The sequence below is a fragment of the Ochrobactrum sp. PL_is501 genome (assembly GCF_055816895.1).
The window spans coordinates 304,917-321,260 of the sequence record NZ_JBVPGR010000036.1 but is presented as its reverse complement, the minus strand read 5'-3'; the positions used below and the strand labels follow the sequence as shown (position 1 = coordinate 321,260).

Genomic DNA, 16,344 nt, shown 5'->3' with positions numbered 1-16,344 from the left:
CCTCAGCCAGCGTGAAACACCATGCCCGTTTTATAAGAATACGCGCTGAACACGAATTAACTCTTTACTAACATGTTAGTATGTGCAAGCTTAAAGTTCAAATTTGGGAGGAGCCAGTTTTGGCACATAATCATTCCGGTCAGGAACGCTTCGGGCTTTCCGCCGCCCTGACGACGCCATTCGATGCGGATGACAAGATCGACGTTGCGCGTGCATTGGCGCATGCCCGTGCACGGCTCGATAATGGCTGCTCAAGCGTCACGCTTTTCGGCACGACGGGCGAGGGCTCATCGATTGCCGATGCCGAGCGTGCTGCTCTTCTCGATGCATTTGTCGCAGGCGGTTTTCCGGCATCGCGCATTGTCGTCGGCGTCATGCAGAATGCGATTGGCGATGCGGTCTTGCAGGCAGGGGATGCCTTGCGCCGCGGCTGCAAGGCCATTCTTCTGGCGCCGCCATCCTATTTCAAAAACCTCTCTGACGATGGGCTTTTCAACTGGTTTTCCGCGGTTCTGACCGGTCTGGGCGGCGATGCGCGGGGCGTCATCCTTTATAATATTCCCTCTGTTACGGCGGTCGAACTCTCCATCGATCTGATCGGCCGTCTGCGTGCGGCCTTCGGTCCGGTCATTGCGGGCGTCAAGGATTCATCGGGCAATTGGGCCTATACGGAAAAGCTTCTGGCGGCGCATAAGGACATTGCGATCCTGATCGGTGACGAGCGCGATCTGGCCGCAGGCGTCCGCCTTGGCGGGCAGGGTGCGATTTCCGGCATGGCCAACCTGTTTCCCGATCGGCTGCTGCGCATGATCAATGAGGGACAGGACGATCCCGAACTGGTCGGTGCCGTCCAGCAATTGCTGAACTATCCGGTGACGCCTGCGGTAAAGGCGCTGGTGGCGCGCCATATGCGTGACCCCGAATGGCGTCGCGTGCGTGCGCCGCTGCTCGCGCTCAATGACGCGGATTTCGAAGCAATCGGTCGTGTATTCGATCAATTGCATCTGGCAAAAGCCGCCTGAGCGCGTCATAAGCTCTGTGAGTCTTTAAAAGGGGATGGATTTGGCGGAAGATCACGGCGAACCGGTAAAATTGCGGGACAAGGCTTATCAAAGCTTCACCCGGCATTTGCTGGCGCGTGATTTTCATCCGGGCCAGTTTGTTTCGCAGCGCCAGCTCGTCACCATGACGGGCCTGCCGCTGGGCGCGATCCGCGAACTCATCCCCCGCCTTGAAGCGGAAGGGCTGATCAAGACCGTGCCGCAGCGCGGGCTTCAGATCGCCCATATCGATCTCAATCTCATCCGCGAGGCGTTTCAGTTTCGCCTTTTCATCGAAAAGGAATCGGTGGCCATCTTCTGCCAGTCGGCATCGGATGACTTGCTGCGTTCCTTGCGCGCCGAGCATGAGGAGACGCTCCAACGCGCAATGAGCGAAGGCGAGACGCCGGAACTGGAACAGCAGGCGCAGAACATCGATTGGAACCTGCATGATACGATCGTCGGGTCGCTCGGCAACGAGATCATCTGGCGCGCCTATCAGACCAATACGATCAAGATGCGGCTGATCAATCAGGAACGGTTTCGCATCACGGGGCGCGTCATTCCGGTCATGCAGGAGCATCTGGCGGTGCTGGCGGCGATTGAAACCCGCAATCCGCAGACCGCTATGGAGGCCATTGCGATCCATATCGACAATGCGCGCAAGCTGGCTTTGCAGATATAGACGGGGCTTAAATCAACGGCATGACAAGGGAGTTGTCGTGCCGCGAGAAAAGGGAGGAACGAAATGAAATTACTACATCCAACACGACGCCAGTTTCTGGCGGGCTCGGCGGCCCTGGCCGCATCGGGCATGACGGGGATCGCCCCGTCTTTCGCGCAGTCATCCGTTGACTGGAAGAAATATGCCGGCACGACGCTGGAAGTGAACCTCATCAAGAGCCCGCGTGGCGAAATCCTTCAGAAATACCAGAAGGAATTTGAGGAGCTGACCGGCATCAAGGTGCGTTCCGAACAGACGCCGGAACAGCAGCAGCGCCAGAAGGCGGTGATCGAGCTTACCTCGGGCCGTCCGAGCTTCGACGTCATCCATATCAGCTATCACGTCCAGAAGCGGCAGTTTGAGAAAGGCGGCTGGCTTGCCGATCTCAATCCGTTCCTGAAAGACCCGGCGCTGACCGATGCGAGCCTGACCGAAAGCGATTTCGCAAGCGCCGGTCTCGCCTTCGCCAAGGATGCCAATGGCCGTTTCGGGGCGCTGCCCTTCTCGGTCGATTACTGGATCATCTACTGGAACAAGGAGCTCTTTGCCGCCAAGGGCATCGAATATCCCAAGACCTTCGAGGAACTGGTCGCTGCTGCCGAGGCGCTGACCGACCCGTCCACAAACACCTATGGTTTCGTGGCGCGCGGCATGAAGAACGCCAATGTTCCGGTCTGGACCAGCCTCATGCTCGGTTACGGTCAGGAAGCTGTCGATGCGGCGGGCAATCTGAAAACGGATTCGGCGGAAGCCATCGAGGCGGCAAAACTCTATCAGCGCCTGATGACCAAGGCAGCACCTCCCGGCGTGGCGGGTTTCAACTGGGCGGAATGCCAGTCGAGCTTCCTGCAAGGCAAGGTCGGCATGTGGCTGGACGGCATTGGCTTTGCGCCGCCGCTGGAAGATCCGAACAAGTCGCGCGTGGTCGGCAAGGTCGGCTATGGCGTCATGCCCGCTGGCCCGAAGGCGCAGGCCGCTCCAACGACCGGGGACGGCATCGGCGTGGCGGAAGCCTCCACCAAGAAGGAAGCGGCCTATCTCTACTGCCAATGGGCCATTTCCAAGGAGATGGGCGCGCGCCTGCTGCAAACCGGCTCCGGCGTTCCGTTCCGTAAATCGATCATTGATGATGAGGCGGTGCGTAAGGGCGTCACCATGCCCGAAGGCTGGGTCGAAGCCCTGTCGAAATCAGCGCCCGTCAGCCAGCTCTGCCTGCCGGTTATCGTGCCGGTCACGGAATTCCGCGACATCATGGGCGTCGGCCTCACCAATCTTCTGAACGGCGCGGAAGCGGAAGCCGAAATGAAGCGCGCGACGGAAGAATTCCGTCCCGTCCTCGCAAGGAGCGAAGGAAAATGACCTCTGCCGCCCCGACAGGAACCAGGCAGAAAGCCGTCGCTAAAAGCCGGCTGCGGCCGAGCTACTGGCCTTTTGTGCTTCCCGCCTTGATCACCGTCGGGGCGGTGATCGTCTTCCCGTGGCTGTTCACGCTCTGGATGAGCGCCAATCAGTGGCAGCTTGGCGGCGGCATCAGTTTTGTCGGTTTCGACAATTATCTGCGCCTTGCCACCGACGCCCGCTTCTGGGACTCCATGGGGCATGCGCTTGTCTATACCATCCTCTCCGTTGTCGCGCCCATGATCCTGGGCACGCTCGCGGCGCTGGTTTTTGACAGCAAATTGCCGATGCGCGGGCTGCTGCGCGGCATTTTCGTCATGCCGATGATGGCAACGCCTGTCGCGGTTGCGCTGGTCTGGACCATGATGTTTCACCCGCAGCTCGGTGTGCTGAACTATCTGCTGTCGCTCATCGGCATTGGCCCGCAGGAATGGATTTTCAACCAGAATACGGTCATTCCGTCGCTGGTCGCGGTCGAGACCTGGCAATGGACGCCGCTCGTCATGCTGATCGTGCTGGGCGGCCTTGCCTCGATGCCTCGCGATCCGTTTGAAAGCGCTGAAATCGACGGCGCCAATGGCTGGCAGAAATTCCGCTATATCACGCTGCCGATGATCCTGCCCTTCATCATGCTGGCCGTTATCATCCGCTCCATCGATGCGCTGAAAAGCTTCGATATCATTTATGCGATGACGCAGGGCGGGCCGGGCACGGCATCGGAAACCATCAATATCTATCTCTACAATGTGGCGTTCTCCTATTATGACATTGGCTATGCTTCGGCGATTGCCGTGGTCTTCTTCGTTGTCATCATCGCCATGTCGCTGATCCTGCTGGCGCTGCGCCAGCGGACGGCATGGAACGCCTGAGGAACGGCCATGGCGCGCAAATCCATTCTTTCCAAGCTCGGCACGGCGCTGCTTGTCTTTGTCATCGTGTCGCCCGCCATCCTGTTTTTCGTGTGGATGCTGTCGCTTTCACTGAAATATGAAATCGACAACGGCGCTTATCCGCCGATCCTGATTCCGGAGCGTTTTGCCTGGTCGAACTATGCCCAAATTTTCGAGGCCAATGATTTCCTGCTCTATTTCTGGAACAGCATTCTCGTCACCGGTATGGCGACGCTGCTGGCGCTTCTGGTAGGCGTGCCCGCAGGCTACGGCATTGCGCGGCTCAAGGCGCATAAATCGGCCATTGTCATCATGATTGCGCGCATGACGCCGGGCCTTTCCTATCTGATCCCGCTATTCCTGCTGTTCCAGACGCTGGGCCTGCTCGGCACGCTCTGGCCGCAGATCATCATCCATCTGGTCGTCACCGTGCCCATCGTGATCTGGATCATGATCGGCTATTTCGAGACGACGCCGATGGAACTGGAAGAAGCGGCCATGATCGACGGCGCATCTTCATGGCAGATCTTCATGAAGGTGGCGCTGCCCATCGCCAAGCCCGGCATTGTGGTTTCGCTCATCCTTGCGGTGATCTTCTCGTGGAACAATTTCGTTTTCGGCATCGTTCTCGCAAGCCGCGAGACACGCACCCTGCCGGTCGCGGTCTATAACATGCTGTCCTTCGAGCAGGTCAGCTGGGGCCCGCTTGCCGCCGCAGCCTTGGTGGTCACGCTGCCGGTTCTCCTTCTCACCGTCTTCGCACAGCGCCAGATCGTCGCCGGTCTGACAGCGGGTGCCGTTAAATAGAATTGAGATCAAGATGGCATCCGTATCCATCCGCAATGCAATCAAGAAATATGGCAATGTCAGCGTTCTGCGCGGTGTGTCGGTCGATATCGAAGACGGTGAATTCGTCGTGCTGGTCGGCCCTTCCGGCTGCGGCAAGTCCACGCTTCTGCGCATGATCGCGGGGCTTGAGGATATCAGCGGCGGCGAGATTGCCATCGGCCCGCGCGTGGTCAACGATCTGCGCGCCAAGGAACGCGACATTGCCATGGTGTTCCAGAATTATGCGCTCTATCCGCATATGACGGTGGCCGACAATATGGGCTTTGCGCTGATGCTGAAAAACGCGCCGAAGCAGGAGCGCGAAAGCCGCGTCGCGCGCGCCGCCGAAATTCTCGGCCTCAACAAGCTGCTCGACCGCTATCCACGCCAGTTGTCCGGCGGTCAGCGCCAGCGCGTCGCCATGGGCCGCGCCATCGTGCGCGATCCGCAGGTGTTCCTGTTCGATGAGCCTCTGTCCAATCTGGACGCCAAGCTGCGCGTGCAGATGCGCAGCGAAATCAAGGGGCTGCACCAGCGCCTGAAAACCACGACCATCTATGTCACTCACGACCAGATCGAAGCCATGACCATGGCCGACAAGATCGTCGTCATGCGCGATGGTCTGGTGGAGCAGATCGGCGCGCCGCTCGATCTCTACGATCATCCGGCCAATATGTTCGTCGCGGGCTTTATCGGATCTCCGTCGATGAATTTTATCAACGGCAAGATCGAGGAGGGGGCTTTCGTGGCCGATGGCGGTTTCCGCCTGCCCTTGCCGCAGGGTGATTATGCAAATCTCTCAGGCAAGGCCGTTTATGGTGCGCGCCCGGAACATCTGAAAATTGCCGAAGGCGGCGTTCCGGTCACGGTTGAAATCGTGGAGCCGACCGGCTCGGAAATCATGGTCATGGGCAAGCTCGGCGATCAGCCGCTCACCTGCCTGTTCCGTGAGCGTCTGACCGTGCGTCCCGGCGACGTGCTGTCGGTTGCGGTTAATCCGGCGACAAGCCATGTGTTCGAGCCGGAAAACGGTAAACGCATCAGCGCATAAAAAAACGCCGGGCTGCCCCGGCGTTTCTGTTTATTCAGCAGCCTCCTTGACGGCCATCGGGTTATTGGGATGGGTCGTCCAGTTGGCATATTGCGCCGGGATCGGTTCCTTGGTGCGCGGATCGAAACCGCCGATCTGCTCCATGGTGATGCAGTCCTCGACCGGGCAGACATTGACGCAGAGATTGCAGCCAACGCATTCCTCATCGATCACCTCGAAGTGGCGCGCGCCATTGACCAGATTGGTGATCGCCTGATGTGAGGTGTCCTCGCAGGCAATATGGCAACGGCCGCATTTGATGCAGAGGTCCTGATCGATCCGCGCCTTGGTGACATAATTGAGGTTGAGATATTGCCAGTCGCTGACATGTCCCACGGCCATGCCGCGGAAATCGTCGAGCGACCGATAGCCTTTGCTATCCATCCAGTCGGACAGGCCGTCGATCATTTCCTGAACGACCTTGAAGCCATAGGTCATGGCAGCCGTGCAGACCTGCACCGTGCCGCAGCCAAGCGCGATAAACTCTGCCGCATCGCGCCACGTGCTGATGCCGCCGATGCCTGAAATCGGCAGGCCGTGCGTTTCGGGATCGCGGGCGATTTCCGCGACCATATTCAGCGCAATAGGCTTGACCGCAGGTCCGCAATAGCCGCCGTGACTGCCGCGACCGTCAATGGACGGAACCGGCGACATGCTGTCGAGATCGACCGATATGATGGAGTTGATCGTGTTGATCAGCGACACGGCATCCGTGCCCGCCGCATGGGCGCCCCGGGCTGGCTTGCGAATATCGGTGATGTTGGGCGTCAGCTTGGTGATCACCGGCATGCGGCTATATTGCTTGCACCACTTGACGACCATGGCGACATATTCCGGCACCTGGCCGACAGCCGCGCCCATGCCGCGTTCGCTCATGCCATGCGGACAGCCGAAGTTCAGCTCAATGCCGTCCGCTCCCGTTTCTTCCACCAGAGGAAGGATCGCCTTCCAGGCTTCTTCTTCGCATGGCACCATGATCGAAGCGATCAATGCGCGGTCGGGCCAGCGCATCTTCACTTCCTTCATTTCGCGAAGGTTCACTTCGAGCGGCCGGTCGGTGATCAGTTCGATATTGTTGAGGCCAAGCAAGCGCCGGTCAGCGCCATGGATCGCGCCATAGCGCGGCCCGTTGACATTGACCACCGGCGGCCCTTCCGCGCCCAGCGTTTTCCAGACCACGCCGCCCCAGCCAGCCTTGAAAGCGCGCTCGACATTGTAGGCTTTATCGGTCGGCGGAGCCGAAGCCAGCCAGAACGGATTTGGAGACTTGATACCGAGGAAATTCGTTGAAAGATCAGCCATTTTCTGTCTCCTCAGCCCTGTTCCTGGCCCAGATGAACACTGCGGTTGTGGGAGGCTGGCGCATGAAGCGCACCGCCTGAAAGCACCGCATCGGCAAAGCCTTCAATTGCTTCGGGACGTTTGACGAGCGTGGCATGGATGGATTCAGCGGCAAGCTTGCCATCCTCCACCGATGCAACGGTCAGGTCCTGACCGCCTGCAACACAGTCGCCACCCGCCCATATGCCGTCAACCGAAGTACGGCAGTCCGCGTCGACACTGATGCGTCCCTTGGACAGTGTGATGCCTGAACCTGCCAATGGCTCCGGCTCGAATTTCTGCCCGATGGCCTTGAAAACCTGATCGGCCTCAAGCGTCAGATATTCGCCCGTACCGGAAAGCTTGCCGCCGCTCATCGCGGTATATTCAAAGACCACGGCATTGACGGTGCCGTCTTCGTTCCGTTCAAGGGCGTGCGGCTGCAACCAGTGACGGATCGCCACGCCATGAATCTGCGCCAGTTCCTGCTCATAGGCGCTGGCATTCATGTTTTCCTGACCGCGGCGATAAACGATGGTCACGTTTTCAGCGCCGAGCTTCTTGGTCTGGATGGCAACGTCCACCGCGGTCATGCCGCCGCCGATAACCACGACATTGCGGCCAACAGGCAGGGATGACAGGTCTTTTGTCTGGCGCAGATTGGCGATGTAGTCGACCGCATCGATAACGTTTGGCGCATCTTCGCCAGCAAGCCCCAGATCGTTGACGCCCGGCATGCCCATGCCGAGGAAAACCGCGTCATAGCCGGCTTTCAGCGCTTCGATGGTGATATCCTGACCGAGCGTCTGGTTATATTCGATATTGATCGCACCGATCTTGAGCACGAATTCCAGTTCGCGCTGCGCGAAATTATTGACTGTCTTGTAGGCGGCAATACCATATTCGTTAAGACCGCCGCCCTTGGGCCGCGCTTCGAAAATCGTTACCCGATGCCCATGCATCGCAAGGCGATGAGCAGCGGAGATGCCCGCCGGGCCCGCACCAACCACGGCAATGTGTCTGCCGGTTTCAGGCGCACGCTTGAATGGATGATTGCCGGTTTCCATCAGAACGTCGGTGGCGTAGCGCTGCAATTCACCAATCTTGACCGGCTTGCCTTCCGAAGTTTCGCGAACACACACTTCTTCGCAAAGCGTTTCGGTCGGGCAGACGCGGGCGCACATGCCGCCCAGAATATTTTCCGAAAGGATGGTCTTTGCTGCCCCCACCGGATTGCCTGCGTTGATCTGCCGGATAAACAGCGGAATATCGATGCCGGTCGGGCAGGCATTCATGCAGGGCGCATCGTAGCAGAAATAGCAGCGGTCGGATTCGACCAGGGCTTCGTGCCTGGTAAGCGGCGGATGCAGATCGTCGAACACATGCGCATAGTCGGCTTTTTCAAGCCGCGCCCCACGAATGTCAGGCCCGTTCGCGTGTCCCGGATTGTCGACTGCATCAATAGGCGAATTCTCTGCTGATCTCATCGACCGCATCTCCCATTTTTGCTTGTTCAGGCGCGGGTTCCCTTTGCGCGCCGCAACTATGTTCCGGGCTGCGATCTTTGCTGCCGCTTGATGCCCGTTAATGACAGGATGACAGATTTTTACGGAAGGTCAAATTTTTTATCATCTGGTCAATTTATGAGAATTGCATACCAGAAATAGCGAAAGGTCCGGCCGGGAATGCACGGACCTTTCGTGTTCGTCATGAGCCGGAAATCAGAGCGGATCGGACTTGAGGCTGCTTTCCGTCGCTTCCAGTGCCGGAATAGTTTCGATTTCTTTGGGCTGCGCGGGGCGTGAACTCAGCACCAGCGCACATCCCCCAATGATGACGGCAGCACCGACAAACTGGATGAAAGACAGCTGTTCTTTCAGGAACACCGCGCCGACCAGAACGGCTATGACCGTCACCGCAAATTCGACGCTGATGGCCTTGGTCGGGCCGACATTTCCGACCAGCCTGAAATAAAGCACATAGGTGAGGGCGCTCATGACACAGGCGGAAATCAGCAGATAGGCGAAATCGCCCAATCCGGGCATGGTTGGAACCGGAACGGCAAGGACCAGCGGCAAGGTCAGGATGCCGCCGAAGATGAACGCGCCAATGGTCGTTTCCCACGATCCCGTGCCGGCAAGGCGGCGGCTTGCGTAATTGCTGCCGAAAGCCGCGGAAAAGCAGGAAAACAGGACGGCGATGCAGCCTGTTACAAAGGCAGGGGTAACCGCAACCGCGGGAAAGCCGACGAGGCAGATAATGCCCGTCACGCCGAGCAGCAGGCCGATTAGGCCGCGCGACGTGATGCGTTCAAGCCCCCAGAACTGGCTGATGATCATCGAGAAAAGTGGAATCGATGCGACGCAGATCGCGGCCATCGCCGTTCCGATCAGCGGGGTGCCGTAAGAAAGGCCGATCAACTGGCCCGCAACCGTGGTTGCGCCAACAATGGCGAAGGGCTTCCAGCCTGCCTGGAAATTGAGCCTGCGCCCGGAGAGCCTTGCAATTGCAAAAAGCGTTCCGGCTGCGATGAAGGAACGGAAGGCCACCGCGCCCGCCCAGCCGAAGGCGGCAACGACCTGCACCACCACCAGGAACGACAGCCCCCAGGCGACGGCAAGGAAAATATAGGTCGCAATATCTCTCGGTTTCATGCCGTTGAACTTTCAGGAAGTTTACAGACTTTCGGGTGCTTGCCTTGTAAAAGATGAAGCCGGATCAGGTCGTTTTTGCGGCGGCGTTGGACGCCGCTTCCGCGATATTGGCAAAGAACCGATCGGCGATTTTCCGGGCGACGGAGCCAAGCAGTTTTGTGCCGATCTGCGCGACCTTGCCGCCCGCGTCACCACGTATGGAATAAGACAGGATCGTATCGCTGCCGTCCTCGTCGAGGCGAACATCCGTAGCACCATGCGCAAAGCCCGCTATGGAACCCTCGCCATGACCGGAGATGGTGTAGGATACAGGCGGAACCATGTTCGAAAGTTCGAGCATGCCATGAAAGCGGACTTTGAGGATTCCAAAGCTCACCTTGAGGGCGGCGCGTATTTCCCTTTCCGAAATACGCTCGATATCCTCACAGCCGGGAATGCAGGATTTCAGCGTTTCAATGTCGTTCAACGCATCCCACACCGCTTGTCGTGGCGCCGCAATCCGCTCTTCTCCGGTCAGGTCCATGCTTCACTCCTGGGGCGCATTCCGAAAGGTGTGAAACCATTTTCGGATCAAATGCGCCAAAACAAAATTGCAGCAACGCGCCGATCTGGTTGGACCGGATCGAAACGCGCTCTGGATGGATCACCCTAAATTGATCAATATGGTGTATATGACACTCCGTCCAAATTGGAAGTTCGGTAATTTATTTGCCGCAAATCCTCTCTAAAACGCTTAATGTCCGCAATTAAATCGATTTGATTCGGGAGTAGCATTCATGGCAAGAGACGCGACCAAGCTTGAAACAACAGTCGCAAAGCTGAAAAAGCACTGGGCAGATTCGGCCCCGCGCGACATGCGCGCGGCGTTCAAATCAGATCCGGGCCGTTTCGAGCGGTATTCGCTATCCCTCGATGACCTTTTGTTCGACTGGTCGAAATGCCGGGTCAACGACGAAACGATCGAACTGCTCAAGGAACTGGCCGTCGCTGCCGATGTTGAGGGCCGTCGTGCGGCGATGTTCGCGGGCGATCATATCAACAATACCGAGGACCGCGCCGTTCTCCACGTCGCGCTGCGCGATACGTCCTCGAAGGAAGTGCTCGTTGACGGACACAATGTTCTGCCGGACGTGAAGGAAGTGCTCGACCGTATGGCGGCATTTTCGGATGGCATCCGGTCAGGCGCGATCAAAGGCGCGACGGGCAAGAAAATCACAGATATCGTCAATATCGGTATCGGCGGTTCCGACCTTGGCCCTGTCATGGCGACGCTGGCTCTGTCCCCATATCATGACGGCCCGAAAGCGCATTTCGTTTCCAATATCGACGGCGCGCATATTGCCGATACGCTTGGCGTTCTCGATCCTGCAACGACGCTTGTCATCATCGCTTCCAAGACGTTCACGACCATCGAAACCATGACCAATGCGCAGACGGCGCGCAAATGGGTTGCCGATGTGCTGGGCGAAGCTGCCGTTGGCGCGCATTTCGCCGCCGTCTCGACTGCGCTCGACAAGGTCGCGGCTTTCGGCATCGGCGAAGAGCGCGTCTTCGGTTTTTGGGACTGGGTCGGCGGACGCTATTCGGTCTGGTCGGCCATCGGCCTGCCGGTGATGATCGCCATCGGACCGGATGATTTCCGCAAGTTCCTCGCTGGCGCGCATTCGATGGATGTGCATTTCCGCGATGCGCCGCTGGAAAAGAACCTGCCCATCTGGCTCGGCCTTATCGGTTACTGGCACCGCGCAATCTGCGGCTATGGCAGCCGTGCGATCATTCCCTATGATCAGCGTCTTGCCCGCCTTCCGGCCTATCTGCAGCAACTGGACATGGAATCGAACGGCAAGAGCGTCACGGTCGATGGCAAGCCGGTTTCCGGTCCGACCGGCCCGGTCGTCTGGGGCGAACCCGGCACCAACGGCCAGCATGCCTTCTTCCAGCTTCTGCATCAGGGCACCGACACCATTCCGCTGGAATTCATCGTCGCGGCAAAGGGCCATGAAAAGCACCTCGATCACCAGCACGAAATGCTGCTGGCGAATTGCCTTGCGCAGTCGGAAGCCTTGATGAAAGGCCGCACGCTGGACGAGGCACGCGCGCAGTTGAAGGCAAAGAATCTGCCCGATGCAGAAGTCGAGCGCATTGCGCCGCATCGCGTTTTCTCGGGCAATCGTCCTTCATTGACGCTGGTTCACGACAAGCTTGATCCTTTCGCTTTCGGGCGTCTGGTTGCGCTTTACGAACACCGTGTTTTCGTTGAAGCGCAGATTTTCGGCATCAACGCTTTCGATCAATGGGGCGTGGAGCTTGGCAAGGAGCTGGCGACCGAACTTCTGCCGGTCGTGTCGGGGCAGGAAGCGAGCGACGGTCGCGACGCATCCACGCAAGGGCTTGTCGCGCATCTGCATGCGCGAAGGAAAGCTTGACGACATTCTCTGCACAATTAGAAATGAAAGAGAGCCGGGTTTGTAATCCGGCTCTCTTCATGAGGAATAGAATGGGACATGAAATGAAAACCGAGATTATAAAATTTGCCGGCGATGTACCGGGAAATGCCATCGAGTTGCGCGTTCTGCGCTTTGAAGGCAACGACAAGGATGCCCCCGGCGCCTATCTTCAGTCCTCGCTTCACGGGGGCGAGCTTCCGGGGCAGGCGGCTCTTCATTTCCTGGTTCCCATGCTGAAGAAAGCTGCCGAAGAAGGGCGCGTTCTTGGCAATATCACGGTTGTTCCGCAGGCAAATCCCATCGGCTCGAACCAGTGGCAGGCTTATCAGCACCTTGGCCGTTTCGAGACCTTCTCGATGACCAATTTCAACCGTGCGTTTCCGCTTCTGCCGGACTTCGACACATCCGGGCTCGCCGAACCCGATGCGCCGGTCGCCCTGGCACAACGCCTCAAGGCGACGCTTCTGAAGCTGGCCCTGCCGCACGAGATCGTGCTCGACCTCCATTGTGACGACGAGAGCGACAACTATGTCTATATCGCCGGGGAATTTGCCGAGGACATGAAGGATCTCGCCATCGCGCTCAATTCCACGGCAATCCTCGCATGGGACACCACGGCGGATGCGGCGTTTGAAGAAGCTTGCGCGCATCCGGTCCTGAAATTGCCTGCCGACAAACGCAACATGAAGCGCCGCGCCGTGACGACGGTGGAGTTCCGCGGATTGACCGATGTTTATGCGGATATGGGCAAGGGCGATGCGGAGGGGCTGTATAAATTCCTCGTGCACCGCGGTGTTGTCCGCGACGACAACGTGAAGCTTGAGACCGAATATAAGGGGCGCGTAACCCCGTTGTCGCATGTGGAGATGATCCGCGCACCGGAAGGCGGCATGGTGCTGTATCATGCAGCGCCCGGCGATGAGGTCAAGGCAGGCGCGGCGCTGGTAACCGTTGTAACGCGCCCGGGCGAGCCGGAAGGCGACATCACGCTGACCGCCCCTCAGGATGGCCTTGTCCTGACCCGTCGCTCGCTGCGTTATGTGCGCCGTGGCGACGATCTGCTCAAGCTGCTTGGGGCAAAACCTTCCGCCGTCAAAAAGCGCGCTGGTGCGCTGGAAGCATGAGCGGCAGGCTTTCCGCAGATAGCCTCAAATCGATCCGTGCCGTCCTGTTCGACAAGGACGGCACGCTGATCGATTTCGACCGCACGTGGTTTTCGATTTCGTGGCAACTGGCGCAACGCTCGGCGGAAGGCGACGAGGCGAGGGCGCGCGCCCTGCTCGATGCCGGCGGCTATGACTGGATGAGCGAGCGGTTCCGCGCCAATTCCGTTATCGCCGCAGGTACTGTCGAGGACATCGTTTCGCTTTGGCACCCCGATCTTGGCGATGCGCAATTGCGCGAGCGGATAGAGGAATATGACGCCTATTGCGTCACCGAGGGCGCGCGGTCTGCGGTTGCTATCGAGGCTGTGCGCGAAACGCTCGAAACCCTTCGAACGATGGGGTTTCGTCTGGGAATTGCCACCAACGATTCCGAAGCCGGAGCACACGCGACGGCCAAGGCGCTGGGCATTGACGGGCTTTTCGACGTCGTGATCGGCTATAACACGGCGGCACGTCCAAAACCTCACCCCGATCCGCTGCTCTATTTTGCAGAAAAGCTGGGGCTTTCGCCGCACGAGATCGCCATGGTCGGCGACAATCTGCACGATCTGGAAACGGCACATGCAGCCGGGGCAGGGCTGGCGGTCGGCGTCCTGTCGGGCAACAGCCCACGCGAAGCACTCGAGCCCCATGCGGATGTGGTGCTGGATAGCGTTGCCGGATTGCCTGAGCTACTGACCCTAACCTCTGCATGAAACACTTTGAAACGACTGCGGCCGGATAAGTTATCCGGCCGCAGTCACCTCTTGATGAATGCTCTTGGAGCGCCATGCGTTCGCTCTAACCTATTGAGCCATCGTGCTTTTCGAAAATCGATTCCGATTTTCGGGCCGATGCCCTAGTCGCGCAGTTCGCGGCGCAGTATCTTGCCGACATTGCTTTTCGGCAGGCTTTCGCGGAACTCGACCTCGCGCGGGCGCTTGTAGTTGGTGAGACGTTCAGCGCAATAGGCTTTGACGTCATCTGCGGTCAGGTTGAGGTCGCTGCGCACGACGAACAGTTTCACGACCTCGCCCGAATGTTCGTTCGGTATGCCAATGGCAGCCGATTCCACGATCCCCGGATGGCCAGCGGCTACTTCCTCGATCTCGTTCGGATAAACATTGAAGCCGGAAACAAGGATCATGTCCTTCTTGCGATCGACGATCTTGGTATAGCCTCGTTCATCCATGAAGCCCATGTCGCCGGTGCGGAAGAAACCGTCGGGCATGATCGAACGTTTGGTTTCATCAGGACGGTTCCAGTATCCCGCCATCACCTGCGGTCCGCGCACACAGATTTCGCCGACTTCTCCGAGCGCGAGGTCTGTTCCGTCATCATCACGGATTGCGACGTCGGTCGATGGCATGGGCAAGCCGATGGTTCCCGAGAACTCGGTTGCATCGAGCGCATTGGCGCAGGCAACGGGCGAGGTTTCTGAAAGGCCATAGCCTTCCGTGATGTGGCAACCGGTCATCTTCTGCCAGCGTTCGGCAACGGGGCGCTGAACAGCCATGCCGCCGCCAAGGGTCAGGATGAGGGGCTTGAAATCCAGCGTCTGGAAATCGGGATTGTTCATGAGGCCGTTGAACAGGGTGTTGAGGCCGGGGAAAATGTGGAACGGATATTTTTTCAGCTCTTTTACAAAGCCGGGAATATCGCGTGGATTTGGAATGAGAATGTTTCGGGCGCCAAGCTTGATGCCGACCATCGCATTCACGGTCAGCGCGAAAATGTGATAAAGTGGCAGGGCGCATACGAAATTCAGCGCCTTCGGCCTGCCCTTCTTGCGGAACGCAACATCCATCCAGACATTCATCTGCTCAACATTCGCAAGAATATTGCTATGGGTAAGCATCGCACCCTTCGAGACGCCTGTCGTGCCGCCTGTATATTGCAGGAAGGCGAGGTCGGAACCTTGTACCGGAATGGGATTGAAGGACTGGGCGCGGCCTTGTGCCAACGCATCCCTGAAGCGGATATGCCCCGGAATGTTCCACGCCGGCACCATTTTCTTCACGCGGCGCACGACGAGATTGATGATGTGGCCCTTTAAACCGTGCATGTCGCCCATCGAGGCCACGATGATATTGGGGACGTTGACGGTGTTCAGGGTCTTTTCCACCGTCGACGCGAAGTTTTCCAGAACAATCACTGCTTTGGCCCCGGAATCGCTCAGCTGATGTTCCAGCTCGCGCGGCGTATAAAGCGGATTGACGTTCACAACTACAAAACCGGCCCGCAAAATAGCGGTAAAGGCAATCGGATAATGCAGGATGTTTGGCATCATCACCGCAACACGATCACCTTTGACGAGGCCGCGCGATTGGAGAAACGCTGCGAGCGCCCGCGAGTGTTCGTCAAGTTCGCTGTAGGTGAGATCCTTGCCCATACAGGTGAAAGCACTGTTGGAAGCAAATTGCTTGCAAGATGCCGAAATCATGTCGCCGATCGAGGTCATCTTGCTCAGATCGATTTCGTGAGGCGTGCCGGCCGGATAAGTCTTGTACCAGATCTTTTCCTGCGCCGAGGCGCCTTTGGCTGCCGATCCTGCGGTCATGGCTTCAGCCGCGGATGCACTTTGCCCAGTCGTTTTTTTTGCCATTTCTTCTCCCCGGATTGCTCCGTCCTATATTGGGCCGCCTGTGCGCCCGCCGTCTCCCAAGCCATCCGCCCCCCGGATGGCTCCCTCGTTGATAAATGTGGTCGAGTTTTGATTTCTTCGCAAGAGTTACATTGACGTAAGCGTAAATTATAAAAGAGTCGAGCGTCTCTCCCAATTTTGAAGTTTGACATTCACAATTGGTT

14 protein-coding genes are annotated in these 16,344 nt (G+C 58.2%); 9 read left to right on the top strand and 5 right to left on the bottom strand.

Translation table 11 applies throughout. The features are described from left to right. The first annotated feature begins 119 nt into the window (after window positions 1-119). The 6 genes from AC0TOF_RS14905 (at window position 120) to AC0TOF_RS14880 (ending at window position 5,931) form a co-directional block, all read left to right on the top strand. Window positions 120-1,022 carry a dihydrodipicolinate synthase family protein gene (locus AC0TOF_RS14905; RefSeq protein ID WP_473768843.1) on the top strand — a complete coding sequence of 301 codons (903 nt, stop codon included), beginning with the start codon at window positions 120-122 and terminating at the stop codon, window positions 1,020-1,022. A gap of 40 nt (window positions 1,023-1,062) precedes the next feature. Beyond that, window positions 1,063-1,725 carry a GntR family transcriptional regulator gene (locus AC0TOF_RS14900; RefSeq protein ID WP_122000736.1) on the top strand — a complete coding sequence of 221 codons (663 nt, stop codon included), beginning with the start codon at window positions 1,063-1,065 and terminating at the stop codon, window positions 1,723-1,725. Window positions 1,726-1,788: 63 nt separating this feature from the next. Continuing rightward, complete coding sequence (locus AC0TOF_RS14895; protein ID WP_122000683.1) at window positions 1,789-3,123, top strand: ABC transporter substrate-binding protein; 1,335 nt, start codon at window positions 1,789-1,791, stop codon at window positions 3,121-3,123. Further along, the gene (locus AC0TOF_RS14890; RefSeq protein WP_473768842.1) at window positions 3,120-4,031 is read left to right on the top strand and encodes a carbohydrate ABC transporter permease; all 912 of its coding nucleotides are present in this window, start codon (window positions 3,120-3,122) and stop codon (window positions 4,029-4,031) included. The genes AC0TOF_RS14895 and AC0TOF_RS14890 overlap by 4 nt, the downstream gene beginning before the upstream one ends. 9 nt (window positions 4,032-4,040) lie before the next feature. After that, window positions 4,041-4,859 carry a carbohydrate ABC transporter permease gene (locus tag AC0TOF_RS14885; RefSeq protein ID WP_122000681.1) on the top strand — a complete coding sequence of 273 codons (819 nt, stop codon included), beginning with the start codon at window positions 4,041-4,043 and terminating at the stop codon, window positions 4,857-4,859. 13 nt (window positions 4,860-4,872) lie between these two features. Beyond that, window positions 4,873-5,931, top strand: a complete 1,059-nt coding sequence (locus AC0TOF_RS14880; RefSeq protein WP_473768841.1) for an ABC transporter ATP-binding protein — start codon at window positions 4,873-4,875, stop codon at window positions 5,929-5,931. A gap of 30 nt (window positions 5,932-5,961) precedes the next feature. Here AC0TOF_RS14880 and preA read toward each other — a convergent pair whose 3' ends face one another. The 4 genes from preA to AC0TOF_RS14860 all read right to left on the bottom strand — a co-directional run bounded on the left by preA (window position 5,962) and on the right by AC0TOF_RS14860 (window position 10,467). Next, complete coding sequence (preA, locus tag AC0TOF_RS14875; RefSeq protein ID WP_473768840.1) at window positions 5,962-7,272, bottom strand: NAD-dependent dihydropyrimidine dehydrogenase subunit PreA; 1,311 nt, start codon at window positions 7,270-7,272, stop codon at window positions 5,962-5,964. Between the two features lie 11 nt (window positions 7,273-7,283). After that, on the bottom strand, window positions 7,284-8,786 hold the full coding sequence (locus AC0TOF_RS14870; protein WP_473768839.1) for an NAD(P)-dependent oxidoreductase: 1,503 nt from the start codon (window positions 8,784-8,786) through the stop codon (window positions 7,284-7,286). A 225-nt stretch (window positions 8,787-9,011) separates the two neighbouring features. Continuing rightward, window positions 9,012-9,944, bottom strand: coding sequence for a DMT family transporter (locus AC0TOF_RS14865; RefSeq protein ID WP_473768838.1), 933 nt, complete (start codon window positions 9,942-9,944; stop codon window positions 9,012-9,014). Window positions 9,945-10,008: 64 nt separating this feature from the next. After that, on the bottom strand, window positions 10,009-10,467 hold the full coding sequence (locus AC0TOF_RS14860; protein WP_473768837.1) for an SRPBCC family protein: 459 nt from the start codon (window positions 10,465-10,467) through the stop codon (window positions 10,009-10,011). A 253-nt stretch (window positions 10,468-10,720) separates the two neighbouring features. Here AC0TOF_RS14860 and pgi point away from each other — a divergent pair, with 253 nt between their 5' ends. The 3 genes from pgi (at window position 10,721) to AC0TOF_RS14845 (ending at window position 14,252) form a co-directional block, all read left to right on the top strand. Further along, entirely contained in the window at window positions 10,721-12,370 is a 1,650-nt protein-coding gene (pgi, locus tag AC0TOF_RS14855) for a glucose-6-phosphate isomerase (protein ID WP_473768836.1), read from the top strand. An 83-nt stretch (window positions 12,371-12,453) separates the two neighbouring features. After that, window positions 12,454-13,515 carry a M14 family metallopeptidase gene (locus AC0TOF_RS14850; RefSeq protein ID WP_473768835.1) on the top strand — a complete coding sequence of 354 codons (1,062 nt, stop codon included), beginning with the start codon at window positions 12,454-12,456 and terminating at the stop codon, window positions 13,513-13,515. Next, the gene (locus tag AC0TOF_RS14845; protein ID WP_473768834.1) at window positions 13,512-14,252 is read left to right on the top strand and encodes an HAD family hydrolase; all 741 of its coding nucleotides are present in this window, start codon (window positions 13,512-13,514) and stop codon (window positions 14,250-14,252) included. Before AC0TOF_RS14850 ends, AC0TOF_RS14845 begins: the two co-directional genes overlap by 4 nt. 143 nt (window positions 14,253-14,395) lie before the next feature. On the opposite strand, the gene AC0TOF_RS14840 is transcribed toward AC0TOF_RS14845, so the two are convergent. Further along, a complete protein-coding gene (locus tag AC0TOF_RS14840) occupies window positions 14,396-16,141 on the bottom strand; it encodes a long-chain-fatty-acid--CoA ligase (RefSeq protein WP_473768833.1) in 1,746 nt (581 codons plus the stop codon). Window positions 16,142-16,344 lie beyond the last annotated feature (203 nt).